At 68.6% G+C, this 25,812-nt stretch carries 19 protein-coding genes; 12 read left to right on the top strand and 7 right to left on the bottom strand.

What is annotated here, in order from left to right; genetic code table 11:
- Nucleotides 1–11 precede the first annotated feature (11 nt).
- The 5 genes from ACFYO1_RS12115 to ACFYO1_RS12095 all read left to right on the top strand — a co-directional run bounded on the left by ACFYO1_RS12115 (nt 12) and on the right by ACFYO1_RS12095 (nt 4,792).
- Nucleotides 12–956, top strand: coding sequence for an ABC transporter substrate-binding protein (locus ACFYO1_RS12115; protein WP_387229771.1), 945 nt, complete (start codon nt 12–14; stop codon nt 954–956).
- On the top strand, nt 946–1,887 hold the full coding sequence (locus ACFYO1_RS12110) for an amino acid ABC transporter permease (protein WP_387229769.1): 942 nt from the start codon (nt 946–948) through the stop codon (nt 1,885–1,887). Before ACFYO1_RS12115 ends, ACFYO1_RS12110 begins: the two co-directional genes overlap by 11 nt.
- A complete protein-coding gene (locus ACFYO1_RS12105; protein ID WP_387229767.1) occupies nt 1,884–2,699 on the top strand; it encodes an amino acid ABC transporter ATP-binding protein in 816 nt (271 codons plus the stop codon). Before ACFYO1_RS12110 ends, ACFYO1_RS12105 begins: the two co-directional genes overlap by 4 nt.
- A complete protein-coding gene (locus ACFYO1_RS12100; protein WP_387229764.1) occupies nt 2,696–3,835 on the top strand; it encodes an aminotransferase class V-fold PLP-dependent enzyme in 1,140 nt (379 codons plus the stop codon). Before ACFYO1_RS12105 ends, ACFYO1_RS12100 begins: the two co-directional genes overlap by 4 nt.
- Before the next feature lie 240 nt (nt 3,836–4,075).
- Nucleotides 4,076–4,792 carry a DUF4232 domain-containing protein gene (locus ACFYO1_RS12095; protein ID WP_387229762.1) on the top strand — a complete coding sequence of 239 codons (717 nt, stop codon included), beginning with the start codon at nt 4,076–4,078 and terminating at the stop codon, nt 4,790–4,792.
- Between the two features lie 61 nt (nt 4,793–4,853).
- Here the strand turns inward: ACFYO1_RS12095 and galE are convergent, their stop codons facing one another.
- Nucleotides 4,854–5,831 carry a UDP-glucose 4-epimerase GalE gene (gene galE / locus ACFYO1_RS12090; RefSeq protein ID WP_387229760.1) on the bottom strand — a complete coding sequence of 326 codons (978 nt, stop codon included), beginning with the start codon at nt 5,829–5,831 and terminating at the stop codon, nt 4,854–4,856.
- A 403-nt stretch (nt 5,832–6,234) separates the two neighbouring features.
- Here galE and ACFYO1_RS12085 point away from each other — a divergent pair, with 403 nt between their 5' ends.
- The 5 genes from ACFYO1_RS12085 to ACFYO1_RS12065 are packed head-to-tail and all read left to right on the top strand — an operon-like array spanning nt 6,235 to nt 15,922.
- A complete protein-coding gene (locus tag ACFYO1_RS12085) occupies nt 6,235–6,633 on the top strand; it encodes a hypothetical protein (protein WP_387229759.1) in 399 nt (132 codons plus the stop codon).
- A gap of 27 nt (nt 6,634–6,660) precedes the next feature.
- Nucleotides 6,661–8,055 (top strand): hypothetical protein, encoded by a 1,395-nt coding sequence (locus ACFYO1_RS12080; RefSeq protein WP_387229757.1) that lies wholly within the window; start codon nt 6,661–6,663, stop codon nt 8,053–8,055.
- Nucleotides 8,052–8,858 carry an ESX secretion-associated protein EspG gene (locus ACFYO1_RS12075; RefSeq protein ID WP_387229755.1) on the top strand — a complete coding sequence of 269 codons (807 nt, stop codon included), beginning with the start codon at nt 8,052–8,054 and terminating at the stop codon, nt 8,856–8,858. The genes ACFYO1_RS12080 and ACFYO1_RS12075 overlap by 4 nt, the downstream gene beginning before the upstream one ends.
- 43 nt (nt 8,859–8,901) lie before the next feature.
- Nucleotides 8,902–9,942 (top strand): serine hydrolase domain-containing protein, encoded by a 1,041-nt coding sequence (locus ACFYO1_RS12070; RefSeq protein ID WP_387229753.1) that lies wholly within the window; start codon nt 8,902–8,904, stop codon nt 9,940–9,942.
- Nucleotides 9,935–15,922: a type I polyketide synthase gene (locus ACFYO1_RS12065; RefSeq protein ID WP_387229751.1), complete on the top strand. Its 5,988-nt coding sequence runs from the start codon at nt 9,935–9,937 to the stop codon at nt 15,920–15,922. Before ACFYO1_RS12070 ends, ACFYO1_RS12065 begins: the two co-directional genes overlap by 8 nt.
- An 8-nt stretch (nt 15,923–15,930) precedes the next feature.
- Here ACFYO1_RS12065 and ACFYO1_RS12060 read toward each other — a convergent pair whose 3' ends face one another.
- Entirely contained in the window at nt 15,931–16,812 is an 882-nt protein-coding gene (locus ACFYO1_RS12060) for a DUF4231 domain-containing protein (protein WP_387229749.1), read from the bottom strand.
- A gap of 155 nt (nt 16,813–16,967) precedes the next feature.
- On the opposite strand from ACFYO1_RS12060, the gene ACFYO1_RS12055 reads away from it, so the two are divergent.
- A complete protein-coding gene (locus tag ACFYO1_RS12055; protein WP_387229747.1) occupies nt 16,968–17,675 on the top strand; it encodes a hypothetical protein in 708 nt (235 codons plus the stop codon).
- A 74-nt stretch (nt 17,676–17,749) separates the two neighbouring features.
- Here the strand turns inward: ACFYO1_RS12055 and ACFYO1_RS12050 are convergent, their stop codons facing one another.
- From ACFYO1_RS12050 to ACFYO1_RS12030, 5 genes are all read right to left on the bottom strand, one after another.
- A complete protein-coding gene (locus ACFYO1_RS12050) occupies nt 17,750–20,875 on the bottom strand; it encodes a toll/interleukin-1 receptor domain-containing protein (RefSeq protein WP_387229746.1) in 3,126 nt (1,041 codons plus the stop codon).
- Nucleotides 20,869–22,023 carry a hypothetical protein gene (locus tag ACFYO1_RS12045; protein ID WP_387229744.1) on the bottom strand — a complete coding sequence of 385 codons (1,155 nt, stop codon included), beginning with the start codon at nt 22,021–22,023 and terminating at the stop codon, nt 20,869–20,871. The genes ACFYO1_RS12050 and ACFYO1_RS12045 overlap by 7 nt, the downstream gene beginning before the upstream one ends.
- Nucleotides 22,024–22,477: 454 nt before the next feature.
- The gene (locus ACFYO1_RS12040; protein WP_387229742.1) at nt 22,478–23,095 is read right to left on the bottom strand and encodes a TIR domain-containing protein; all 618 of its coding nucleotides are present in this window, start codon (nt 23,093–23,095) and stop codon (nt 22,478–22,480) included.
- Between the two features lie 106 nt (nt 23,096–23,201).
- On the bottom strand, nt 23,202–23,765 hold the full coding sequence (gene mug / locus ACFYO1_RS12035; RefSeq protein WP_387229740.1) for a G/U mismatch-specific DNA glycosylase: 564 nt from the start codon (nt 23,763–23,765) through the stop codon (nt 23,202–23,204).
- Nucleotides 23,766–23,900: 135 nt separating this feature from the next.
- On the bottom strand, nt 23,901–24,776 hold the full coding sequence (locus ACFYO1_RS12030; RefSeq protein WP_387229738.1) for an alpha/beta fold hydrolase: 876 nt from the start codon (nt 24,774–24,776) through the stop codon (nt 23,901–23,903).
- A gap of 87 nt (nt 24,777–24,863) precedes the next feature.
- Between ACFYO1_RS12030 and ACFYO1_RS12025 the strand changes: the two genes are divergently transcribed.
- Nucleotides 24,864–25,778, top strand: coding sequence for a LysR family transcriptional regulator (locus ACFYO1_RS12025; RefSeq protein WP_387229737.1), 915 nt, complete (start codon nt 24,864–24,866; stop codon nt 25,776–25,778).
- Nucleotides 25,779–25,812 lie beyond the last annotated feature (34 nt).

Here is a 25,812-nt window from a genome sequence, read left to right as displayed (position 1 = left end):
AAGGAGATTCCGTGACCCACCCGAAGGCGCGCCTGCGCCGCTACTCACCCCTGGTCGTGCTGGCCGGCGTTCTGCTGGCCACCGGCTGCCACACCGGCGAGTCCACCGCGGGCTCGGCCGGCGGCGACTCGGCGATCCCGGACAACGCCGCGATCGTGCACGCCGTGCAGAGCGATCCGGCGCTGGCCGGCGAGGTGCCCGCGGCGATCAAGGGCAAGGGCACGCTGTCGGTCGGCTCGAATGTGCAGTCGCCGCCGAACAACTTCTATGGCGCGGATGGCAAGAAGGCCGTCGGGTTCGAGGTCGACCTCATCACGGCCGCCGCGAAGAAGCTCGGTCTCGACGTCGCCTACAGCGACATGTCCTTCGATTCGCTGATCACCGGTCTGCAAACCGGACGCATCGACGCGACCATCGCGGGCATGAACGACACGAAGGAACGCCAGCAGAAGATCGACTTCGTGGACTACTTCACCTCGGGCATCACCATGATGGTGGCCAAGGGCAACCCCGAGAAGATCCGCACCGTGGATGACCTGTGCGGCAAGGCCATCGCGGTGGTGACCGGCACCAGCCAGCAGGAGTTCGCCCAGTCGCAGAGCGCGAAATGTACGGCGGCGGGCAAGCCGGCCCTCACCGTCACCGACACCAGCAGCGACGCGCAGAACCAGCAGCAGTTGCGGTCCGGCCGAATCGCGGTGATCCTCAACGACCTACCGTCCGCGGCGTATATCTCCCGCACGGCCGGCGACGGAAAGTTCTTCGAGACGGTCGATCAGGCACCCATCAACGGCGGTCCGTACGGGATCGGTCTGGCCAAGGAGAACAAGGCGCTGACCCAGGCACTGCGGAAAGCATTGCAATCCCTCGTCGATGACGGGACCTACACCAAGATCCTCACCGCCTGGCAGATCGGCTCGGGTGCGCTGCAGCAGGTAACCGTCAATGCAGGCTGACATTTCCGCGAACCGCGACCAGGAGCCCGCAGTCGCCCTCCTGCCCAAGGTCCCGCTGCGGCACTGGGGCCGATGGATATCCGGGGTGCTCATCCTGGTGTTGCTCGGCGCGCTCGGATACGCGATGTCGCAAGGCGAGATCGACTACGCGTCCATACCCGCGCTGCTGACCGAGCCCGTCATCCTGGAGGGCCTGGTCAATACGATTCTCCTGGCCGTCGTCGCGCAGGCGGGGGCAATCGTGCTCGGCGTGGTGATCGCGCTGCTGCGGGCCTCCCGCAATCCGGTCGCACGCTGGTTCGCCGGCGGCTACATCTGGCTGTTCCGCGGCTTGCCCGTCCTGCTGCAGATCCTGCTCTGGTTCAATCTCGCGTTCATCTTTCCGCGGATCACGATCCTGATCCCGTTCGTCGACGTCACCGTGCTCGACCAGTCGGCGAATGTGCTGATGACGGTATTCGTCGCCGCACTGCTCGGCCTCGGGCTGAACGAAAGCGCCTACATGGCCGAGATCGTGCGCGCCGGACTGAACAGCGTGGACAAGGGCCAGATCGAGGCCGCCCAGTCGATCGGCATGCCGCCGGCCACGGTGCTGCGGCGGGTGATTCTGCCGCAGGCGATGCGCGTGATCATCCCGCCGACCGGCAACGACTTCATCAACATGCTCAAGGGGACCTCGATGGCGTCGGTCATCGGCTACCTGGAGTTGATCAAGGCGGCCCAGAACCTGACCTCGCACAGCCTGAATCCGATGGAGACGCTGTTCACCGTCGCGATCTGGTACATGGTCGTGGTCAGCGTGGCCGGCGTCGGCCAGTACTTCCTCGAACGCCGGTACTCGGCGTCGGACCGATCGAACGGAAACCGGACACCGTGGCGGCGGATCGGGCGATCCCTCGGCACCCCACCGATGGTCAGGACCACCGCATGAGCGAAAGAACAACGGGCACAGCCGGATTGCCGGGAAATCAGGAGGATCCCGACGTTCTGGTCAGGGCCGTGTCGGTGCGCAAGCGGTACGGCGACGTCGAGGTGCTGAAGGGTATCGATCTCGTCGTCCGTCGAGGTCAGGTCGTTGTGCTGCTCGGTCCGTCCGGCGCGGGCAAGAGCACGTTCCTGCGCTGCGTCAACCATCTGGAGTCGATGGATTCCGGGGAGATCTGGGTCGATGGCGACCCGATCGGGTTCCGGCTGCGCGGCGGCCGGCTGCACGAGCTACGCGAGCGCGAGATCGCCAAGCAACGGGCCCAGATCGCCATGGTGTTCCAGCGGTTCAACCTGTTCCCGAATCGCACGGCGCTGGAGAACGTGATCGAGGGACCGGTCAGGGTCAAGGGCACGCCGCCGGCGCAGGCGCGGCAGCAGGGGAAGGACCTGCTCGACCGCGTGGGGCTCGCCGACAAAGTCGATGAGTATCCCGGCCGGCTCTCCGGCGGACAGCAGCAGCGAGTGGCGATCGCCAGGGCATTGGCCATGCGGCCCAAGCTGATCCTGTTCGACGAGCCGACCAGCGCGCTCGATCCGGAACTGGTCGGCGAGGTGCTCAGCGTGATGACCGAACTCGCCAGGGCGGGCATGACCATGATCGTGGTGACCCATGAGATGTCCTTCGCGCGGGAGGTGGCCGACCAGGTGGTTTTCATCGACCAGGGGGTCGTCGTCGAGATGGGCCCGCCGGAGCAGGTGATCGGCAATCCGGCGCACAGCCGTACCCGCCAATTCCTGGCGCGGGTGCACCAGTGACCGATCCGCAGGTCGCGTACCTGGCCCAATTCCGCGAGACCGCCGGCTATCTCGATTTCGCGCGGTACGGTCCCCCGTCGCAGGCCGTGGTCGCCGCGAGCGCCGCGGCGATGCGATCCGGTGCGACGGCGGGCCCGGACACGGTCGATGATCTGATGGGCGCGACCGATCGAGCGGTCCGTGCCGCGGCGCGGCTGTCCGGCTTCGCGACTTCGTCGGTGGTGCTGGTGCCGAACACCTCGACCGGGCTGTTCCAGGCGGCGTTCGCCATCCCGCCCGGGCTCGCGACCGGCGAGGTTCTGTTGAGCGGCAACGACTTTCCGGCGAACCATTATCCCTGGGCGCGCGCCGCCCAGGCCGGTCGGTTCCGGCTGCGGGTGATCGCTCCGCCCGGCGGGCGGATGTCGCCGGAGGTGGTCCGGGCAGAATTGCGGCCCGATACCACGGCGGTGTCGATCAGCGCGGTCGACTTCGCCACCGGCTATCGGGCCGACCTCGCCGGTATCCGGGAGGTCATCGGCGAGCGGCTGCTGATCGTCGACGGCATCCAGGGGTTCGGGGTGACCACCCAACCGTGGCAGGTGTGCGACATTCTCGTGGTCGGTGGACAGAAATGGCTGCGCGCCGGGTGGGGCACCGGATTTCTCGCGCTGTCGGATCGAGCACTGGAACGAGTCGATCCGCTGTTGTCGGGGTGGACCGGTGCCGTAGATCCCACTCGCTATGACGGGCTGATCCACCCGCAGGCGCACGGCGCCGCGCGATTCTCCCTCACCAATCTCAGCCCGGTCGATCATGCCGCCTTCGCCGCCGCGCTCGAGCTGGTCGAATCCGTCGGTCCGGCCTGGATCGAACATCGCGTCGGCGAACGTCTCGGCGCGCTGCACGAGGCGCTACTCCCCTTCGATCCGCTGATCCGCTCCGCGGTCGGCCCCGAACATCGTTCCGGGATCCTGTCTTTCGCGCTCCCCGATCACCAACCGGCACAACTCGGCAAGCGTCTGGCGGCCGCGGGTGTCACCGCCACCGTGCACGCCGAGGCCGTGCGTCTGTCCGTCCACGCGACTACCACCGACGCCGCTATCGACGCGGTCACCACCACGATCCGGGAGTCACGTCGGCAGAGGACGTGGTGACGGCATCGGCGATCACCTGCTCGGCTCGGCGCCGCCCTCACTTCCTGGGGCACGGCCCCGCGTCAACACTTCGACCGAAGGTGCTCGGAGCAGGGAGTTTCGGGCGACGTCATGGCGAACCGTGTTGATCAGCAGCCGATTACCCTGATCCTTGCCGACGCAGGACGTAACGGCCAACGGCGCACCTCGATGTGCTGCTTGCATACCGAATGGTGGCGGCTCGAAACTGGAGGGGATCTCATGCGGATCACATCACTGCTGGTCGCCGGGTGCGCGGCGGGCGTCGTCATCGCCGCCGGCGGTTGCGACTCGAATTCGGCGCCCGGACCGGCGCCCACCCGAACCCCGCTGCCCTCAGCGCAAACCGAGCCGTCCACGCAGCCGGGGCGCACGAGTGAGACCGGCGTGCCCGAGGCGACCGGCGCGCCCAACGTCCCCGGCGTGCCCGGCCCCGGTGTACCCGATCCCGGCGTGCCCGCGACCAAAACCGCTGTCGCGGATCCGGCGCCGCCCGCCGATGCCGCGCCGCCCGCCGATGCCGCACCGGCGAAGTGCGTGACCGCCCAACTCCGCCTGGACAAGGGAGTCGGCGGCCAGGTGGGCGGGACCTGGTTCCTGAGATTCATCAACTCCAGCTCGCGAACCTGTGTCCTGCAAGGATTCCCGGGCGTCTCGCAAACCAACGGCCCCACCGGTGAACCGGTCGGCGAGCCCGCCACCCGGGACCAGGGCCCGCAGGCGCCGAAACCGGCCCCGGTCACGCTCGCACCGGGCGGTGCGGCGCAATTCGAGTTCATCTCCTATCCCAAGCAGATCAACGAGTGCGCGGCCCTGCGCACCGACACCCTGCGCGTCTACCCGCCCGACAACACCGAATCCCTCTGGCTGCCCTGGGACAACCTGATCTGCCCCAGCCCTCAGCACATGCTCGTCGTCCGGGCGATCACACCGCTGTAGGCGTGCTTCCCGGTCCGTCCTCGAACCCCGAACCGGCCGCTGTGCCGCCGGCGCGAGGTGGCTAGACCACGGACTGATGGAACTGCCAGGCGTCGGCGACGATGTCGGTCAGGTCGGGGCGTTGGGGTTTCCAGCCGAGCTCGCGGTGTGCTTTTTCGCTGGACGCGATGGATACGGCGGGGTCGCCGGGGCGGCGGGCTTCGACGCGGACCGGGAAGTCGACGCCGGTGACGGCGCGGACGGTGTCGAGCACCTGCCGGTTCGAATGTCCTTGCCCGTTACCGAGATTGAAGATGTCGCGGCGGCCGGGCGTGACGGCGTCGAGGGCGAGCAGGTGCGCTGCGGCGAGATCGGCGACATGGATGTAGTCGCGGATGCAGGTGCCGTCGGGGGTCGGATAGTCGGTGCCGAAGAGGGTGAAGGTGTCGCGTTGCCCGCCTGCGGCCTGGAGCAGGATCGGTATCAGGTGCGATTCCGGATCGTGACGCTCACCCAGGTGGGCCCCACTGCTCGCGCGGACGGCGCCGGCGGCGTTGAAGTAGCGCAGGGTGGCCGCACCGAGCGTGGCCGAGGCGCCGCAGGCACCGGCGATGAGCTGGTCGACGGTGGCTTTGGTTGCGGCGTAAGGGTTCCGGGGGCGGACCTCGGCGTTCTCGTCGAACGCGGTGGTGCCGTCGCCGGTGTACATCGAACCGGTGCTGGAGAAGATCAGCCGCGGCACATCGGCGGCCCGGATCGCGCGCAGCAGCGCGAGGGAACCTTCGATGTTGTTGTGCCAGTACTTGTCCGGGTCGCTCACCGACTCGGCGACCTCGATGCTGGCGGCGAAGTGCAACACCCCGTCGAACCGGGCGGCCGGGGTCAGAACGTCGGCGACCTGATGCACCGACATCTCGTGGAACCGCGCGCCGGGGGGCAGATTGCCGGCGAAACCGGTGGACAGGTTGTCCAGGATTTCGACCTCGTGTCCGGCTTCGACAAGCTGGTGGGCCACAACCGAGCCGATATAACCGGCGCCGCCGGTAACAAGCACCTTCACTGTGGTCGAATCCTCCTGGAGTGCGGTCCGAACGATGGCTGACCGACATCCTCTCACCGATCATTCGACAGTGTCGCGACGCCGATTTCCGCGCCGTCGGGTTCGACAACCTCGACTCCCACAGCCGGCACCCGAGCCGAGACCAGGGCGGTTCGGCCTTGCTGAACGACGGGCATCCGGCCGAATTCGAGCCGCCGTGCCCCCTGAACCTTGGCTATGGACGGGCACCACCTGTCCGTTATGATGGCGAAACCAGTGCGTACGAGGTCGGGTGGGGAGTTCTATAGGTGCGGCATTCACCAAGTTCGACCGAGTATCGAACCCCCATGCCCACAGCTGCGAGCGCCCGCGGGTTGCTGCGCCGACGCCCTGTTTCCGTGTTCCGTCGTAGAAGGACCAGCCGATGGCAGACCCCAGCGAATTCGACCGCCTGACCAAGGCCGCCAAGGACAACTACATCCGGCTGGAACCGCAGGCCGCACAGGACTGCGCCAAGATGTGCGGTCAGATGATCACCGAGCTCGACAAGGCGATCAACGATGCCGACCACCTCGCCACCGTTCAGGGCTTCGGCACCAACCTGCAGAACGCGACAGACCTCGCCAAGCGCTACAACGACCGGGCGAACAACGGCGACTCCTCGCTGAAGTACGCGCTGACGAAGCACCGCGAGGTGGTCAACGACATGCTGGAGACCTTCATCGCGGCCGGCCACGCGTACCTGAAAAATGAGCACGCCACCACGGCCGAGATTTCCACCTACGATTCGGCAGTGGCCGCCTTCCGGCCGAAGAAGCCGTAGGATTCCAGCTGTCCATGGAGGTAGCCAATGGGTGACTCGCCACCGCCGAGGAAGCCGAAGTCGTACAACCTGAACGAGTTCAAGCCGAAGGACGGGAACGTACCCAAGAGTACGGTGCTGGGCACCGACGACAAGGTCGGGACCGAGACCGGCGAGATCGCTTGGGAGACATACGGCAAAGACCTGGAAACCCTCGTCGCCTATCGTGATTCGATCAACTCCACGTCGGTGCGTGGGATGGCGACGAACTGGCGCAATCACGGCAACGCGCTGCAAGCGCTCGCCGGCAAATTCTCGAACGAGGTCAAGGCGAAGATCCACGATTCGTGGGATTCCGGTGGCGGTCGCAGCGCGTCGGCGGCGGTACAGCGCTACGCCGATCAACTCTCGGTCCTGCCCACGGTCATCAACGCGGTCGCGCACAGTCTGGACTATTCGGCGGAAGTCCTGGACAACACGCGAAACAACATTCCGGACGCCAAGGGCAACCTGGTCAACGGGCAGTCGATCATCAAAACCTCCGGCGATTACGAGACCGACCAGACGCGCGCGCAGATGAAGCAGTTGCTCACCCAGCGCGCCAACGACGTCATGAACCAGATCTTCGTTCCCGGCGGGAAATCCGCGGATGGGTCCATGCCGACCTTCCCGCTCCCCCAGCCGGTGACGACCGGGCTCCCGGACCCGCGGTCGCCGCACCAGACCCCCGGCCCACCCGGACCTCCTGGGCCGCCCGGACCGCCCGGACTGCAGAAGAGCCAGCTCCAGGACCAGAAGCTCCAGGCACAAGCGGAAAAGCAGCGCCAAGAGGCCGAGGCGCAGCGCAAGGCTCTAGAGGAGCAGATGGCGAAGGCGCGCGCGGACCAGGAGCTGCGCGCCCAGCAACAGCAGAAGCAGGCGCAGCAACAGGCCGCTCAGCAGGCTCAGCAACAGGCGGCTCAGCAGGTCGCACAGCAGGCGCAGCAGATCGGCCAGCAGCTCGCGCAGGCCGCCCAGCAGATGGGCTCGCAACTGGCCAGTGCGGCACAGCAGGCCGCGCAGCAGGCCGGCCTGGCCGGCCTGCCCGGCATCCCGAGCCTGAAGGACCTGGAGGAGCAGGCGAAGAAGGCGATGGGAACCGCCGCGTCCAAGGGCGCGGGCCCCGGTCCCGGTGGCGCACCGAAAACCACCGGTGTCAATCAGAATTTGGACAAAGCGTCCAAGTTGTTCCCGCGCGCCGAGGCGACGACGACCAGCGCCGCGACCGGCGCGCGGGCCGGCCTCGCGTCGAGCGCGGGAATGGGCATGGGTCCCGGCCCCGGCCCCGGCGCCCAGGGTCAGCAGAAGGAGCACAAGCGAGCCGACTACCTCGATTCGACCGAGCACATCGAAGAGGCGATCGGTGAGGCTCCGGTGACGTCCAAGCCGGTCGTCGAGCGATGACCGTATACCGGGGACGGCTGACGTCGCTCGAACTGGTGGTGCTGTGGGAGCTGATGTCGGACGACGTCCTGCCGTTCCCGCTGACGCACTGGCCGACCCACCAGTACGAGGACGACTACTACCAGGCGAAAAAGGAGACCGCGGAACGGCTGCTGGCGATTCTTCCGGAGGACTCGCAACAGCTGTGGGAGGCCGTCGTCAAACCGGACATCGTCATCTGGGCGGCGGGTGAGGCGCCCGACGACGAGACGGACATGTCCGCGGTGACGCGCGTTGTCGGCCTGCGACGCGAAGGCTTCGCGGTGGTCCTGGTCCAGGAGCCCGGCGAGACCATCGAGCGCGGTGGTGACATCCACGTCTACGAAACCGATGTCCCCGGGCTGGCGAAGGCGGTAATCGACCAGCTGCCGAAGGTCGACGCCGGGCGGCGGGGCGAAATCCCGATCCTCTCGGAGAAGCCGGACGGCCTGGACTACAGCTACGGCTCCTCGCAGGTGCTCGAGGCGGCCGAGTCGCCGGAACAGCGCTCCGACCAGTGGCGCAACGCGCGCACGACCCAGCTCGGCGAGCTGAAGATCGAGCCGGGCAGCGGGGTGCACTGGATCCAAGACCGCCGCGGCTACCTGCTGCGCTGGCGCGACCTCGCCGATGACGGCCGCTACGTCATCGAGCCCAAACCGAATCCGATCGCGGTACCGGTGGACGGCAGCGCGTTCGAGCGACTCGTCAACCAGCGAGTCGTCGAACTGGTCCGCCGGATCCGGGAGAACCGGCCCACCGAACGCGAATTCCGAGTCGTCTGACCATGGTCGCCGCCGCCGCAGAAATACTGTGATGCTGGACGAGATGGCCCGTGACACTCTCGATTTCGTGCTCGAGACGCAGTTCTACGAGCACCGCCTGCCCGGCCTCGGCGCGGTCGTCGAAGTGGGCGATCAGCGGTGGGAGCTCGCGCTTGGTGTCTCGGATCTGAGCACCGGCGAATCGTTCCGGATCGGCGACCACTATCGCATCGGCTGCGTCACGAAGTCGTTCACCGCGACGGCCGTTCTCCAGCAGATCGACCGGGGGCGGCTCGGTTTCGACGACACGCTCGAATCGTTCGTCCCGGGAATTCCGAACGGTGAGCGCATCACGATCGAGCAGCTCCTCAATATGTCCTCCGGTGTCGCCAACTTCGTCGGCCTGCCGGATTGGCTGCCGACCCGCGACGAGCTGTCCTTCGACACTCCGGACGCGGACTGGCCGCAAGCGCGCAAGGTCGACCTGATGCGAAGCGGCCCTGCGGCTTTCGAGCCGGGGACGAAGGCCGACTACTGCGACAGCAACTACATCCTGCTCGGTCTCGTGCTCGAACGGGTGACCGGAGAACGCGCCGCCGACGTGCTCAATGACCAGGTCGTCGCCGCGCTGCCCGGTCTGACCAGCACCGAATTCCCCTCGGTCGCAAAGCTTCCGGAACCGCGTCCGACGATCTACACGCGCATGCCCGACGGCCGCACGCTGCGCGAGCTCGGCGACATGAACCCCAATGTCCTGTGGACCACCGGTGGGATGATCTCCACGGTCGACGACCTCCTGATCTGGGTGCGCGAGCTCGCCGATGGCACGCTGCTGTCCGCGGCGTCGCAGCGTGCGCGCTTGACGCCGATACAGCTGGACCGCCGCCGCGCCTTTCATCGATACGGGCTCGGGGTGCAGCGGCTCGGCGCGCTGCTCGGCCACAACAGCATCATGCCCGGTTCGTCGTGCGCGGTGTACCGCTATCCCGCCGAGGACGCGTCGATCGCGGTCGTCACCAACATGTCCGCGAACGTGGACGCGATCAGCATGGAGATCGCCCTCGAGCTGACGCGGGCGCTGTATCCGAGATTCGTCGATGGCTGAGCCGGTCCGCCCGGCGGCCGAGCCGATCGCGATCGTCGGCATCGGGTGCCGCTTTCCGGGCGGCATCGCCTCGCCGGCCGATCTCTGGCACTTCGCCACCGCGGGCCGCAGTGCCACTTCGGCATTCCCGACCGACCGGGGCTGGGATCGGAGCAGGCTGCCGGCCTCGCTCACCTCCCGGCACGGCAACTTCCTGGACGCGGCGGGCGCGTTCGACGCGGGGCTGTTCGGCATCGGCCCGAGCGAGGCGCTGGCGATGGAACCACAGCAGCGGCTGCTGCTCGAAACATCGTGGGAAGCCTTGGAACGCGGCGGCATCGATCCGTTATCGCTCGCCGGCTCCGAAACCGGGGTCTATTTCGGCGTCGCCGCGCTGGAATACGGCGGCCGGGTCGCCGCCGACGGCATGGGTTTGGGGGGCCACCTCACCACCGGCACCGCGCCCGCCGTCGCATCCGGGCGGGTCGCGTACACCCTCGGGCTGGCGGGTCCGGCGATCAGCGTGGACACCGCCTGCTCCTCCTCGCTGGTCGCGATCCACCTCGCGGCCCAGGGCTTGCGGGCCGGTGACTGCACGCTCGCGCTGGCCGGTGGCGCGACGGTGCTGAGCTCACCGAGCGCCATCATCGAGCTGGCCGAACTCGGCGCGCTCGCCGAAGACGGCCGGTGCAAGCCGTTCTCGGCCGCGGCCGACGGCTTCGGGATCGGCGAAGGCGTGGGCGTCCTGGTCCTGGAACGACTCTCCGACGCTCGCCGGCACGATCACCCGGTGCTCGCGCTGCTGCGCGGATCGGCGATCAATCAGGACGGCGCGTCGAGCGGACTGACGGTACCGAGCGGCCCCGCGCAGGAACGGGTCATCCGCAAGGCGCTCGCCGACGCGGGGCTCACACCCGCCGACATCGATGTCGTGGAGGCGCACGGCACCGGAACGACGGTCGGCGACCCGATCGAGGCCACCGCACTGATCGCGACCTACGGCGAAACCCGCACGGCCGCAATGCCGCTGCTGATCGGGTCGGTGAAGTCGAACATCGGTCACGCGCAGACCGCGGCGGGCGTCGCCGGGGTGATCAAGATGGTCGAGGCCATGCGGCAGGGGACGATTCCGCCGACGCTGCAGGTCGATCGGCTGACCAGCGCGGTCGACTGGTCGAGCGGAGCGGTGCGGGTCGTCGCCGAGCCGACCGCGTGGCCGGTGAACTCCCCGATCCGGCGCGCGGGTGTCTCGGCGTTCGGCATCAGCGGCACCAACGCCCACGTGATCCTCGAACAGGCGCCGCGCGGTCCCGCGCCGGCGATGCGGCCCGGACCACCCGCCGTGGTCCCGCTCGCGCTGTCGGCGCAGACCGGAAAGGCGTTGGCGGAGCAGGCGTCCCGGCTGCTGACCGTGCTGGACCAGGAGCCGGTGGATCTCGCGTGGTCGCTGGCCACCGGCCGGGCAAGCCTCGCCTGCCGGGCCGTCGTCGTCGGCGCTGACCGCGACGAACTGCGCGCGGGCCTGACCGCGCTGGCCGAGGGCCGAGCCGCCGAGAACGTCGTTATCCCCGGCCGACCCGGCGGGGGCACGGTGTTCGTGTTCCCCGGCCAAGGGTCGCAGTGGGTGGGGATGGCGACCGAATTGCTGGACACCGCACCGGCATTCGCCGAACATATCGACGAATGCGCCGCCGTGTTCGCGGACCTGGTCGACTGGTCGCTGCTCGACGTGCTGCGGCACCGGCCGGGCGCGCCCGGCCTCGATCGGGTCGATGTGGTGCAGCCGGTCCTGTTCGCCGTGATGACCTCGCTGGCCCGCCTGTGGCGGTCGGTCGGCGTCGAACCTGCCGCGGTCGTCGGTCATTCGCAGGGCGAGATCGCGGCCGCCTACGTCGCCGGGGTGCTGCCGCTGGCCGACGCCGCACGCGTCGTCGTCGCCCGCAGCCGCGCGCTCGTCGCCATCGCCGGCCGGGGCGGGATGGTGTCGATTCCGCGCCCGCTCGACGAGGTCGGCATACTGCTCGAAAAGTGGCCCGGCCGACTGAGTGTCGCGGCATTCAACGGACCGCGCGCGACCGTGGTGTCCGGCGAGGCGGCCGCGATCACGGAACTGATCGCGCACGGCGAGGCCAACGACCTCGGCATCAAACGGATTCCCGTGGACTACGCCGCGCACTCGGACCAGGTCGATGCGATCGGCGCCGAGTTGCGGTCGGCCCTCGCCGGAATTGGAACGGCCGCCGGGCACCAGGCGTCGGTGCCGTTCTTCTCGACGGTCACCGGCGGCCTGCTCGAGCCGGCCGCGATCGACGCCGCATACTGGTTCGAAAACCTCAGGCGGCCGGTGCGATTCGAGGCGGCGGTGCGCGCCGCCTACGAACACGGGTACCGCGATTTCGTCGAGGTGAGCCCACACCCGGTGCTGACCGTGGGCATCGAGGAAACGCTCGACACCGGCGAGGTGACGGTGGTCGAGACCGTGCGGCGCGACCAGGGCGGCCTGCGCCGCTTCCTTCGCGCCGCGGCGCACGTTGTTCCCTCGTGGCGGACTTATCTCGAAGCGCTGCGACCACGACGAGTCGATCTGCCGGTATATCCGTTCCAGCACAACCGATTCTGGCTCGCGCCCGACGCGGGCGGAGCCGGTGCCGTGCACCCGTTCATCGACGCGGTGGTCGAACATCTGGAGTCGGGCGAAGTGACGTTCGCCGGCGAGGTATCCGTCGACCGCCAGCCCTGGCTCGCGGACCACACCATCGCCGGAACGGTCCTGTTCCCCGGCGTCGCGATGGTCGAGCTCGTCCTGTCGATCGGCGCGCGGGTCGGCTGTCCCCGGCTGTCCGAACTCGTTCTGCACGCGCCGCTCGTCGTCGCCGAAAGCGCTGCGGCGCAGCTGCAAACCATCGTCGGTCCGGCCGAATCCTCGGGCTGGCGGCCGGTCCGGTGCTATACGCGCACCGACGATTCGGCGCGCTGGACGTTGCACGCCGCCGGTGCCGTGTCCACCCGCCCGCGCTCGGCCTCGCCTGCCGCCGCACCGGCGTGGCCGCCGAAAGACGCCGCACCGGTCGACATTGCCGATTTCTACGATCGATGCGCGGCCCGCGGCTACGAATACGGCCCAGCGTTGCGCGGGCTCCGTGCCGCGTGGGTGCGGGATGCGGAGTTCTTCGCCGAGGTCGCCGTGCCGCTCCCGTCCGGCACGGCGGGCTTCGGTCTGCATCCGGCACTGCTCGATGCCGCGCTGCACATGCTGATCGAGCCGCTTGCCACCCGCGAAACCGGAAGGGTGACAGTGCCTTTCGCCTGGGACGGGGTCGAGCTGTACGCGGTGGGCGCGACCGCGCTGCGGGCGCACGTGGCGATGCAGGCCGACGAGCGCGCCACGGTGACCCTGTTCGATACCGCCGGGTCCGTGGTCGCCGCCATCGACACGCTCGCGTTCCGGTCGATCGATCGACGGCAGTTGGCGAATGCTCCGGTGTACGCCATCGATTGGGCCCCGGTCCAGGTTCCGGAATCACGATCGGAACGAATCGGCCAGTCTCCCAATATATTACGATGCCGAGCGGTGCCGGTGACCGACGGCGATCTCCCCCGGGCGGTGCACGCGCGGCTGGCCGCGATCCTCGATCAGATCCAGCGGTGGCTGGCCCGCGACGACGACAGCGCGCTGGTCGTCGTCACCTGCCGGGCGGTCGCGGTGCACAGCGGCGAGGACGTGGAAGATCTCGTGCACGCATCGGTCTGGGGGCTGTTGCGGGCGGCACAGAACGAGCACCCGGGGCGAATCGCGCTCGTGGACGTCGACGATTGGGTACACCGCCGCGCGGCGATCGCGGCGGCGCTGGCCGGCGACGAACCGCAGCTCGCGTACCGACGCGGAAACATCTACGCCCCCAGGCTGGTTCGCGCCGACGTCGACATGATCGACGAACCCGAGGTGCTCGAGGCCGGGCCCTGGCAGCTGCGGACCGCCGGTACCGGCACGCTCCAGTCGGCCAATCTGCGGCTGGAGGCACCGGCCGAGCCGGATCGGGCGCTGCGGGCCGGTGAGGTCCGGATCGCGGTGCGCGCCAGCGGGCTGAACTTCCGCGACGTCGTGATCGCGCTCGGGATGTACGACGAGGCCCGGGCCGGCGTGCACGCCGAAATCGGCGCCGACGGAGCCGGTGTCGTGGTCGAGGTCGCCGACGACGTGACGACGCTCGCGCCGGGCGACCGGGTGATGGGGCTACTCGGTCCGATCGCGTCGGCCGCGGTCGTCGATCACCGGCTGGTGGTTCCGATTCCGGCGGGCATGTCGTTCGCCGAAGCCGCCGGCACACCCGCCGTGTTCCTCACCGCCTACCTCGCCCTGCGTGACCTGGCGCGACTGGCCCCGGGCGAGCGGCTGCTGGTGCATGCGGCGACCGGCGGTGTCGGCCTCGCCGCGATCGCGCTGGCCCGGCATTGGGGCGCGGAAGTCTTCGTCACGGCCAGCCCCGGCAAGCAGCACGAGCTGCGGGCGCGCGGATTCGACGACGACCACATCGGCGACTCGCGCACGCTCGAGTTCGAGCAGGTGTTCCTCGCGACCACCGCCGGCGCCGGCGTGGACGTCGTACTCGACTCGCTCGCAGGTGATTTCGTCGATGCCTCGCTGCGCTTGCTCCCCCGCGGCGGCCGGTTCATCGAGCTGGGAAAGACCGATATCCGTGCCGTGGCCGCCGTTGCGGCGGATCACCCGGGCGTGGCATACCAGGCCTTCGATGTGCTCGACGTCGGCACCGGCCGAATCCAGCAGGCGCTCGCCGACATCGCGGCGATGTTCGAGTCCGGCGTATTGCGGCCGTTGCCGGTGAGCCGCTGGGACATTCGCCGGGCGCCGGAAGCGCTGCGCTACCTCGGTCACGCGCGCCACGTCGGCAAACTGGCGCTCACGATCCCCGCCGAACGGCCGCCGGCGGGCACCGTCCTGATCACCGGTGGCACCGGCGCCATCGGCGCGCTGCTCGCGCGGCATCTGGTCAGCCGCCACGGTGTCCGAAACCTGGTGCTGCTCAGCCGCCGTGGTCTCGAGGCCCCTGGCGCGGCCCAACTGCACCGCGAGCTCAGCGCGCTCGGCGCGAGCGTTCACATCGTGACATGCGATGTCGCGCAGCGTGATTCGTTACGTGCGGCGATCGCGCGCATCGACCCGCCGTTGACCGGCGTGATCCACGCGGCCGGCGTCCTCGACGACGCGGTGATCGACACGATGACCCCGCAGCACCTCGAGACCGTGCTCCGGCCGAAGGTCGACGCCGCCTGGAATCTGCACGAGGCGACCTCGGCGTCGGAGCTGTCGATGTTCGTCTTGTGCTCCTCGATCGCGGGCAGCATCGGCCCTGCCGGTCAGGCGAACTATGCCGCGGCCAACTCATTCCTCGACGCGCTCGCGGCGCACCGGTGCCAGCTCGGCTTGCCCGCGGTCTCGCTCGGCTTCGGCTTCTGGGCCGCCGCCACCGGCATGACCGGGCATCTGCGCGAGCAGGATCGGACTCGCGTGACCCGGGGCGGGCTCGTCGCGATGTCCTCGGCCGAGGCCCTCGACCTGTTCGACGAGGCGATCGGGCTCGGCCGCCCCTTCGTCCTGCCCGCACGGCTGAACATCGCCGCCATGCGGTCGGGTGAGATCATGCCCGCGCTGGCCCGCGGCCTAGTGCGGGCGGCACCTCGAGCGGGCGCCACGCCGGGCGCACCCACCCTCGGCCGCCTCGCCGGACTCGATCCCGCCCACCGCCGCGAGCAGATCCTCGCGCTCGTCCGCTCCACCGCCGCCGCGGTACTCGGCTACGACGGCCCCGCCGCCATCGGCATCGACCAGTCCTTCAAAGACCTCGGTTTCGACTCCCTCGGTGCCGTCGAGTTCCGCAACCGCCTCCGCGCCGCCCTCGGCATCTCCCTGCCGACCACCATCGTGTTCGAATACCCTACCGCCGCAACGTTGACCGATCACCTCGACACGGCACTGGAGTGATCAGCGAATCACAAGAGGTTGGCGGCGTGGGTGGCGAGCCACATGGTGTGTTCGCGGCTGATGGCTTCCTCGGCGTCGGCTACGGCCTGTGGCCATTCTGCCTCCGTGACGTCGGTCAGGCGGCCCACCTGTAGCGCCAATTCGTTGGCGGCGGTGGCGTAGGCGGTGGTGAGGGCCGAGTATTGCTTGAGGCCGATCCAGGCGGCGCCGGCGGCGATGCACGCGGCGACGATGCCGGAGATATCCAACTCCCAGATATCGAAGGCACGCGCGCCGGCCAGCACCAGCCCGATGACCTCGGCGGCGACGAGAAACGCCTGCCAGATCAGCGTTTTCCGCTTCGCGGCCTCGGCCTTGCGCACGTACCACCGATGCTGGTCCTTGGTGCGGCCCTCGATGTAGGCGGTCTTGCGCTCGCTGAACGGAGCGTTGCGCAGCGTCGTCATCGCGTCGGTAACGTCGGGAATGTCGGCCCCGATCGCTATGCGGCTGCCGACCTTCTCCACGATCCCCGCCAACCTGGCACGCAGCTCGGCGCGGGCGGCCTCGGCGCCGAGACCGAGGAAGAAGGGGTCCGCGCCGACGGCGTACCGCCACGCCAGGGTCTTGGCCGACTCGGCCAGCGCGCGTCCAGAGTACCAATCCTGTTCCGGCCGTTGGCTGATCAGGATGACCTCCGCGATCAACGCGGCCGCGAAGCCGGCCAGCGCCACCATGGCCCACACATTGACCGTGCCGGTGGACCAGCTGAACGCGCCGCCCATCGCCGCGGCGACGGAACCGCCCAGCCGGATGATGTTCACCCGCAGGGTCAAGGCCTGGCCGCGCAGCGACGCGGCGTCCGCGCTGCGCCAGAACCCCGGCAATTCGTCATCGCTCAACCCGCTCATGCCGGCTCCTCACGCTTCCGCACGGTGCGCTGGGTCCGTGCATTCAAGTGCTGCCTCTGGTCCGTATCTCGTGTCGGCCCGGTTCGTCGCCGGAACGGGAGCCCGTTCGCGATAGGCTGGCGACCCGCGGCCATTCGTTCGGGTAAGGAAGGCATATGGCTGGACCCGAGGCGATCCGTGTCGATGCCACCACGGATCTCGCCGAAACCTTCGCGGCACAAGGCATTCCGCGCGGCCGCCCGGTGCTCGTCGTGGTCGGCGGCGCGGCGGGGATGGGCGACGAAGCCGCTTCGGCATCGATCACGCTGCTGATGACCCGGCTTGTGCCCGTGCTGGATCGGTGCGGGGCCGTGGTCGTGGACGGCGGGACCGACGCGGGCGTCATGCGACTGATGGGCGAGGTGCGCACCCGGACGCGGGCGAGCTTCCCCCTGATCGGTGTCGCCGCCGCAGGCACCGTTTGCCTGCCGGGAACCGAGCCGGTAGCCGGTACGGCCGCTGTAGAAGAGTCCCATACCCACCTGATCCTCGTCCCCGGCTGCGAGTGGGGTGACGAATCGCCGTGGCTCACCCTTGCCGCACAGGTGATCTCGGCCGAGCGCCGGTCGGTGACGCTGCTGATCAACGGCGGTGCCATCACCCTGCGCGACGCGCGCAACAGCTTGTCCGCCGGCCACCCGGTAGTAGTCCTGAACGGTTCGGGTCGCACAGCCGACGAGATCGCGCGGGCACGCACCGGCGGCACCGCGTCCGCCCCCGCCGCCGAGATCGCGAATTCCCCACTCACCCACATCATCCCACTGACCGACTATGACGCGATAACCGATGTGGTCGAACGCCTGCTCACGGCTCCGGCCGGTTGATCGGCGGCGCGCGGAACCGATAGCGGCACAGGGTATCCCGGCCGATCGTGGTCGAGTTGCCCGCTGCCGCCCGATCAATTGCCGTGCCTGCCACACAGGGGTGCCGAGTACGCCGTGCAGAGCTGACCGACCAGCAGGGGCACCGTAATCGGAACCTCGATCCCCACCTTGGCCGCGGCGTCGTCCTTCCGATACACCAGGATGGTCAGGAATCCGTCCGACTCGGTGACCGAGATATGGTGCGGGAGATCGGGTGCGAGAAGGTCCGGATGCCCGGTGACCAACCGGCGGCCGGTGGCGGTGTCGAAGATCTCGAACCCCGCGTCGCCGGCTACCACCACCGCCAGCGTGCCCTTGTCGGCGAGGGCGATTCCGACCGGGTTCCGCAGGGTCATCGGCACGGTCGACACCTGCTGCCAGCCGTCGCCGTCGGCTCGGAAGATCCGCAGCAGCCCTTCGCCGTCGGCGATGCCCGCGATCGTCGTGCCGGCGGTGAAGACGTGTGCGCCCGGCCTGCTGAGGTCGTCCGGCGCAGGCCTGGTTCGCACCCCGGTGCCCACGGTGCTCCAATCGGTGATCTGTAGGCGATCCTTCTCGTCGCGCCACAGGATTTGCCCACCGCGCTCGGTGATGCCGTAATCCACGATGCGATTCGGCGCCAGCGCGTCGATCAGTCTGCCGGTGTGGCAGTCGATCACCCCGCGCCCGGTGTCGGCAACCAGAAGTGCCTGTGTCGCAGCCTGTTTGGAGGTCTGGAAGCCAGGGTTGGGGACGTATCCGACGGGGGTGGCGGCGCACACGATGTCCGCTTCGCCGGCCAGGCCCGCCTCAGTGACGAAGACCGCGCGGGAACCGGGTTTGCGGTTGACGGAAAGGACTTCCAGACCGGCCGGGTGTACGGCGAGCACCCGCTCCGGCACAGCGCCGCGCCAGCGTCGCACCGAACCGTCCCGCAGCACGGTGGCCACGTCGCCGCCGAGGACGATCCGGCGCTCGCCGAGCGCGGTCGACACCTCGGCATTCGGCATTTGCCTTGCTCCCCAAGGCCGGTTGGCCTCGCCGCCGGTGGTCAACACCTCGATGGGCAGGTCGGCCTGGATCACCGCGATCTTCGTTTCCGTGGCGCCGATCGCGACGGCATCGAAGGCCGGGTTCTTCCTCAGGGTGAGATTGCTGTCCATGAAATGGTATTTGGGCTTGAAGCGGATACCGCCCGATGCTGTTGCGACGCCGCAGGTAGGTCCGGTCCCGATAAAACCTTCGACCTTGGTCGCCAGGCCGGCGGAGACCGTCCAGACGGTCGACGGCTTGCTGTCGTCTCGGAGATAGATCTTGTCCCGGTTGGCGCAGGCGCCGACCACCGCCGTCTGCCCGGTCTCGGCCGCAGCCATGCTCCACCCGGCATGCAATACGCGCCAGGTGTCCCGCGGTAGAAACTTCACCAGCGACGGATCGGCGCGTTGGCCTGGCGCCCATGCCATGAAGGCCGCGTCGCGATACACGACGACGAAACCGTCCGTGACGGATTCGATCTCGGTGGCGTGATTGAACTTGTCGAGGCGGCCGTCGCTGGCGACCTGCCCCGAGACCGTGGATCCGGTCATACGTACGGTACCGTCGGCAGTCACTTCCGCGAGTGCGCCGGTGAGGCCTTCGAGGGTGAGCTCCGGGGCCGAGTCGACGGCCTCCTGACTCGCGGAAGTCTCAGTGAGACTATAGCTTTCGCCCTGCGGACGCCCCAGCACCCATCGCCGTTGATCGGCGCGCACGGCGAAGCCACCCGCGTTGTCCAGGATGTCGGCGGTGCTGGCCGGTTGGTTGCTCACCGGGAGCACGCCGCCCGCTCGCAGGGCCGCGATGCCACCGGGTCCGGCGACGATCGCGACCGGGGCGTCCTGCCGGACCGCGATGCTCGACATGCCTGCCAGCTCGGTGACGGCGCCGGCGTGGTTCAGGAAGTACGACGTGCCTTGTCGCCCAGAGCTTTCCCGGGTGACGATGGCCAGCCCGCCGCCGAACGCATGCACTGTGCAACGGGATGATCGCTGCCAGTCGGCGGCCAGTTTGCGCACCTCATTGGTGGCGGTGCCGATCACCACCGGGCCGGCGTCCGAACAGCCTGCCACCCAGCGCGGGGCGACGGCGGCCACCGCGCTGAGCGCCGGAATGCTCACCCTGATGCCGAACTGCCGGCGTCCGGTCTCCAGGTCCCACCCGACGAGATAGGACTCGGGCCGATCGGCGGCATGCCCCCAGGCAAACAGCTGCGCGTCGTCGATCGAGAAGGCGACGCCCGTGCCCGGATAGCCCGCGTCGCCGCGGGGGAATTCGAAGGCGTGCTCGAGCACGGAGGTGGAATCAGCCACGGCTAGCAGGGCGGCCCGCACACTTGCGCTCGACGACGCGTCGGCCGCCTCCACCCCGAGGCGAATGCCGAGCGCCGCGGAATCCTCGGTGGCGAGCAGCGCCTGGGCGGCATTGGCCTCGGCTCTGGCCTGCACGGCTTCCCGGTCGGCGCGGACCCGGTTGGCTTCGGAACTACGCCAATTGAACAACGCCACCACGCCGGCGACGAGCGACAGCACGAGCAGGATGGACAGCGCGGAGAGGACCATCCGGGTGCGCCGCTGCCGCTGCTGCTGGAAGTCGGCCTCGGCGAGGAGCAGATCCTCGGGCCGGATGCCCGCGATCGGGGCGTAGAGTCCCACCAGGGCGGTCTCATCGGTTCCGGTGAGCGACGTCCGCAGCTCCAGCCATTTCCGCTCGGTGTCGAACAGGTCGGCGAGTGCGGCGGGCAGGGCCTCCGGCTCGGCGAACTTGCCGTCGGCCCAGGTCAGATTCACGGATTCGTCATGTCGGACAAGGTAGAGCCTCGACTTGTCCCCACCGTGGCCGAGCCAGTGCTCGATCTCGATATTCACCCACGGCGACTCGTTCGTGCCCGCGCCGAGCAGCACGATGAGCGAACGTGAATGTTCCAACGCCCGTTTGATCTCCGCGTCGAGTTCGCCGGCGACGAGCGATTGCGTGTCGAGGAACAGGGAGATCACGCCGCCGTCGGTCCGATGCCGCTTGGACAGTGCGATCAGGGCACGCTGTAGTTGGCGAGCGGCTTTGGCCGATACCGCGGATCGATAGGAAATGAAGGCGTCGTATCCGGGCTGATGCTCCCCCGGCGCCCGTTGATCGTCATTCAGCACGTCAGACTTCCCGCCGTCGCCGCGAGAATTCCGGCGTTCGTTGCCAATTCGGTGTTCGCCCCGCCGGATTTACCGATTACGGCGCGCTTGTTGTCGAGGCCTGAATAGCCGATCAGATCGGTACAGGTGGGTCCGATCACCCTGGTCGCCCGGATGGGATCCGCGGGAGTATCGATGAAAGACTGACTTTCGACTTGATAGCGCCTCGTCCAGGAGCGTGGTGCGGGATCACAGTCCTCGTTGGGCCGCAGCGAATGCACCTGGCCGGTCACCACGACTTCGCCCGCCACCCAGCGGAGGTCTTCGGCGAAGAACCACGGTTCGCTCAGTGATCCGGTGGCCACCATGTGTTCGAGTGGCCGGTCCGGATAGGTGTCCAGCTCACGCATCTGCCGTAGATCGATCACCCGCAGGTTCGCGGTCGTCCGGCAGGCCCCACCCGATCCGCCGGAGGCCATGGCCAGGTATCGGGCGTCCGGCGACACGGCGTACCCGATTTTCTGCCCATCGATCAGCACGTACTCCCGTTGTTCGCCGGTCCAGCCATATTCCGCGACGATCTCCGGGCCGTGCCGAGCGCCGCCGGAGCGGGATATGTAGCTCACATATACCGCGTCCTTGGTCGCGGCCACGACCGCAGGCGGTCGCACGTCGTCGGCATTGCGCACACCGAGCCACCGTTCATTGACTCGTTGCGCCGGTGCGGAGCGGACCTCGCGCAGGGTGGCGTCGAACTCGACGATGTCGAAACCGTCGCCTGCCCGGTAGTTCGTGCGCGCGGTGAACACCGTGTCGCCGACAACGGCCACGCCACGGCAGCCGGCGCATGGTGCGGTGGCCTGCTCACCCGCGGCGGTGACGATGCCGATGGTGCTGCTCGAAACCACCACCGCCGTATTCGCATCCCGCCAAGCGGCGGACGTACCGTTCCAACTAGCGGCCTCCGTGCGAAACGCCCCGAGCCGGCGCGTGGTCTTACCATCGGTCAGGCTCAGCCCACCCGTGCTCGACAAAATCGCGAACCCTTGGCCCGCACCCGGTTCCGGACCGCCGGGATGCTCGGCGCCGCACGCCGATATCAGCACCGCTGCGGTGAGCATGGCCAGCAATGCCCAGAGGCGGTCGCGAGTGCTCGTGGAAAATGTCAACGAATCCTGCACACGCGTCCCTTCGCGATCTGCTCGACATTTCCATCGATTCAAACACAGAAGATGCGGGCCTGTAACTAATTCGTTTGGAGTACAGCGCATTCCGGACACCACTTCTTCGTGCGGCCGAATCGGCTGTGGCACAGCATGTCTGGTAGTGCATCGGCCTGCCACCAAACGGGCGGGCGGAGATCGGCCGCCGACCCGCGACGGAGGTTTCGCGTTCCTCAGGTGAACCACCACTTGCCGCCGATGCGCACGAAGCTCTGCGGTGCGGTCGCGGTCCCCGTCGAACGCAGAAATGTAGACCGTCGCCGCACGGCCGGAGACGGACACGGCAACGCTTTCCGGACCGGAGAAATCTCGGCCTTCGTTCTTGCGTCGCATCGCATCCACCCACGTCTCGCGATCAATACTCTGGCGCAACGTCTTCGAGAACTGGGTGTCGAAAATCTCAGGATAGGCGCCGATTTGAACATTCGAATACATCGCCGCGCGCGCCGCTCTTATCGCGTCGACGTCTCCAGCAATCGAACGACGACTCCGCCTCAGTCCAGCTATCAAGAACCTGAGGTTGTCGACGAGCGAAGGTCGCGTAGCTGGGCCAGCGTCCGGATCGAAAGTCACCAGCAAATTCTCTACGTCGATTCCAGGCGAAAATGCCGACGTGGCCGGTGCGCTCAGGCGCAGGTCCGGCCGCGGTGGTTGCGTCCCAATCGAAGTCGCCGGACTCCTTGTCCCACTGCACGATTCCGTCGGTGACCGCGATGAGAAAGGTGCTTCGTTCCCGGTGCTGCTGCCAGAATTCGATTTCTTCGCCGACCCACGGCGATTTCGCCGCGCGCGGAGAGGCGAGCAGGAGAAAGTAGCGCGAGCGGTCGAGAGCGTTTCGGATTTCCCGGCCCAGATCGTCGGCCGCGGCCAGGTCCGTCTGATCCCGGAAGACGCGCAGCGCGCGCGGTCGATACCAAGGCCGGGCAAGTCTTTCCAGCGCCCGCTGCAGACCGGGCGAGAGCTCGCCGTCGGCGGCATGACTGTACGAGATGAACACGTCGATATCGTCAGCGGACACTCGCACTCCCTCGGTAGTGCTGCCCGCACAATATAATTCATCGCCCGCTCCCGTGGCCCGAATTCGAAGTCGTTGGACCGCAACGGGTTCTCGGGCCGCGCGGAGGTCAGCCGGTTTCGACCATTTCCCGCACCGCGCGGAATTCCGCGGCGAGGGCGTCGAGTGTGTAATGGGCGTTGAGTCCGCTGGGGTTGGGCAGCACCCAGATCGCGCTGTCACCGATCCGCTCGGGCTGGGGGCCGACGGTGGTGCGCGGACGGCCGAAAGCCGTGCGGTAGGCGCCGATACCGAGTACGGCCAGGACCCGAGGCCGGTACTGCTCGACCCGCTCGACCAGGGCGCGTCCGCCTGCGCGCAGTTCGTCGGCGGTCAGCTCCTCGGCCTTGGCGGTCGTGCGCGCGGCCACGTTGGTGATCCCCAAGCCCAGACCTAGCAGTTCTCCCTGTTCGTCCGGCCGCAGTTGGCGGGGCGTGAAGCCGGACCGGTGCAAGGCAGGCCAGAACCGGTTCCCCGGACGAGCGAAGTGAAGTCCGGTGGCCCCGGACCACAGGCCCGGGTTGATTCCGCAGAACAGCACCCGCAGGCCGGGCCCGATCACATCGGGAACTGTCTTGCCCTGCGCGGCGGCGAGATCCGCGGGCGACGGCCGAGCTGACGAAGCAGAAACCATCCCCGCAGTCTGCCCGGGGCCGCACAGCGGGGCCGGAGGGACCCGGCTTCCGCGCGGGATGGACGAAGTCGCCACAGTCAGGACTGGGGCTGCGGTCCCGGCTGAAATCCGAAGACGAACGAGATTACCGAATGCTCAGACTGGAATCCCGTCCGGCACTGATGGCCGGACGGGGATTTCGTACCCGGCGAGTACAGCGGCCAGCGCGGCCGGCCGGGCGGCGAACGGTGCGTGGCCGCCGGGCAGGGTGTGCACGGTGAACGGGTGGTCCGGCATGGCCGCGTCGGCTTCGGCGATCATCAGGTCTTGCATGGCGGGGGTCGCCGCGCGGTCGTCCGCGCAGCGGATGAACACGCGCGGGATGCTTCCCCACCGTTCGCGGGTCAGGGTGATCGGGGTCGTCGGGATGGATACCGGGAGATCGGGGCTCAGGGCGTGGCGCCAGCGATCGAATTCCCGGACGGGGACATCGTGGTAGTAGGTCTGCCGTAGCTCCTCGACGTAGGCGGGGTCGGGCGAGATCGGGTTGATCCGGAACGCGCCGATCTGCCCGGGATCACCCAGGATCAGGCCGCCGCCCAGGGCGGTGGCGGTCTGTTCCGGGGCGGCCAGATAGTCGGCGAAGCGCGGACGGCCCGCGGGCACGAATGCCGACAGGTACACCAGCGCGTCGACCAGTTCGGGTGCCTGCTCCGCGGCCGCGGACGCCGGTCCGCCGCCCGCGCTGTGCGCGACCAGCACGACCCGGCGATACCGGCGAACCGTGCGCAGCGCCGCCACGATATCGGCGGCGCACTCCGCCGCGGACAGGCCCGCGAGTTCCGACGCGGCCGAGCTCAGGCGGGACTGCCCGGAGTCGAGGTAGGTGTCGGGTATGGGCGCGGCAAAGCCGTGCCCGGGCAGGTCCAGGGCGAGACTGGTCGCGCCCAGTTCGGCCAGTCCGCGTTGCGTGGCCGCCCACTGCCAGGAGGCATGCCACGCGCCGTGCACGAGGACGAAGATCGTATCCATCGGACCAGTCCACCGTTCGGCCGGAGCATTATCCACCGGCATATCTCACAAGCCAGTGCGTGATACCCCAGGGATATCATCGACCCGGTGGAAGCACGCCATCTGCGCTACGCCATCGCCCTGGCCGAACATCAGCATTTCGGGCGGGCCGCCAACGCCGTCGGCATCGCGCAGCCACCACTGTCCAAACAGATCGCCGCGCTCGAGCGGGAGGTCGGGGCGCGACTGTTCGACCGCACCGCACGCGGGGTGTTTCCGACCGCGGCCGGGGAGGCGTTTCTGGCGCGGGCGCGCCGATCGCTGGCCGAAATGGCCGGGGCCGCAGCCGATGCCGGGCGGGCGGAGCGGGGCGAGATCGGCGAGTTGCGCATCGGCTTCATCGGCTCGGCGTTGCTCGAGCTGCTGCCTGCGGTGTTGAACGCGTTCGTCGCCGATCATCCGGACGTGCGCCTCGGCCTGCATGAAATGTCCACCAGCGCCAGTACTTCCGCGCTGATCGCGGGCGAGCTGGACGTGAGCATCGGGCGCGGTGCCCCGCGCGGCGCGGGTGCGGAGCGGCTGACCTCGGTCACGGTCGGCCGGGACGATCTGGTGGCCGTGGTCGGTGCCGCGCATCCCTTCGCCGGACAGCGGTCGGTCGGTATCGAGCAGTTGCGTGACGCGCAGTTGATCGTCGCCCCGTGGGACGCCGAGCCGGCCACGATGTCCAGGCTGCGGCCGCTGCTGGAACCGGGCACCGACGCCGCCGGGCGGGTGATCGAGGCCAGGGACGTGCACACGATCATCGGGCTGGCCGCGTGCGGGGTCGGGGTGGGCATGGGGCCGAGCTGTATGCGGGCGGTCGCCAGGGCGGGCGTGTGGTTCTGCGCCGTCACTCCGCGAATTCCGTTGCCGGAGTTGGTGTTGTCGTACCGGAAAACCGGCACTTCGCCGGTACTGCGGGAATTCCTGGACACCGTGCGCAGCCTCGGTCCGGCGGGGGCGAATTCCCGATTCGCTTGACCGATGTCCATTTCCCGACGTAGTTTTGAGCCTA

Source organism: Nocardia sp. NPDC006044 (assembly GCF_042871115.1).
In the GTDB taxonomy this organism is placed as follows: domain Bacteria; phylum Actinomycetota; class Actinomycetes; order Mycobacteriales; family Mycobacteriaceae; genus Nocardia.
This window is presented reverse-complemented; position numbering and strand designations above follow the sequence as displayed.

Excerpts from the sequence above, each read along its gene's own strand:
- ACFYO1_RS12065 (WP_387229751.1), top strand. The coding sequence starts at position 9,935 with ATGGCTGAGCCGGTCCGCCCGGCGGCCGAGCCGATCGCGATCGTCGGC.
- ACFYO1_RS12075 (WP_387229755.1), top strand. The coding sequence starts at position 8,052 with ATGACCGTATACCGGGGACGGCTGACGTCGCTCGAACTGGTGGTGCTG.
- ACFYO1_RS12105 (WP_387229767.1), top strand. The coding sequence starts at position 1,884 with ATGAGCGAAAGAACAACGGGCACAGCCGGATTGCCGGGAAATCAGGAG.
- ACFYO1_RS12095 (WP_387229762.1), top strand. The coding sequence starts at position 4,076 with ATGCGGATCACATCACTGCTGGTCGCCGGGTGCGCGGCGGGCGTCGTC.
- ACFYO1_RS12070 (WP_387229753.1), top strand. The coding sequence starts at position 8,902 with ATGGCCCGTGACACTCTCGATTTCGTGCTCGAGACGCAGTTCTACGAG.
- ACFYO1_RS12055 (WP_387229747.1), top strand. The coding sequence starts at position 16,968 with ATGGCTGGACCCGAGGCGATCCGTGTCGATGCCACCACGGATCTCGCC.
- ACFYO1_RS12085 (WP_387229759.1), top strand. The coding sequence starts at position 6,235 with ATGGCAGACCCCAGCGAATTCGACCGCCTGACCAAGGCCGCCAAGGAC.
- ACFYO1_RS12030 (WP_387229738.1), bottom strand. The coding sequence starts at position 24,776 with ATGGATACGATCTTCGTCCTCGTGCACGGCGCGTGGCATGCCTCCTGG.
- ACFYO1_RS12110 (WP_387229769.1), top strand. The coding sequence starts at position 946 with ATGCAGGCTGACATTTCCGCGAACCGCGACCAGGAGCCCGCAGTCGCC.
- mug (WP_387229740.1), bottom strand. The coding sequence starts at position 23,765 with ATGGTTTCTGCTTCGTCAGCTCGGCCGTCGCCCGCGGATCTCGCCGCC.
- ACFYO1_RS12060 (WP_387229749.1), bottom strand. The coding sequence starts at position 16,812 with ATGAGCGGGTTGAGCGATGACGAATTGCCGGGGTTCTGGCGCAGCGCG.
- ACFYO1_RS12080 (WP_387229757.1), top strand. The coding sequence starts at position 6,661 with ATGGGTGACTCGCCACCGCCGAGGAAGCCGAAGTCGTACAACCTGAAC.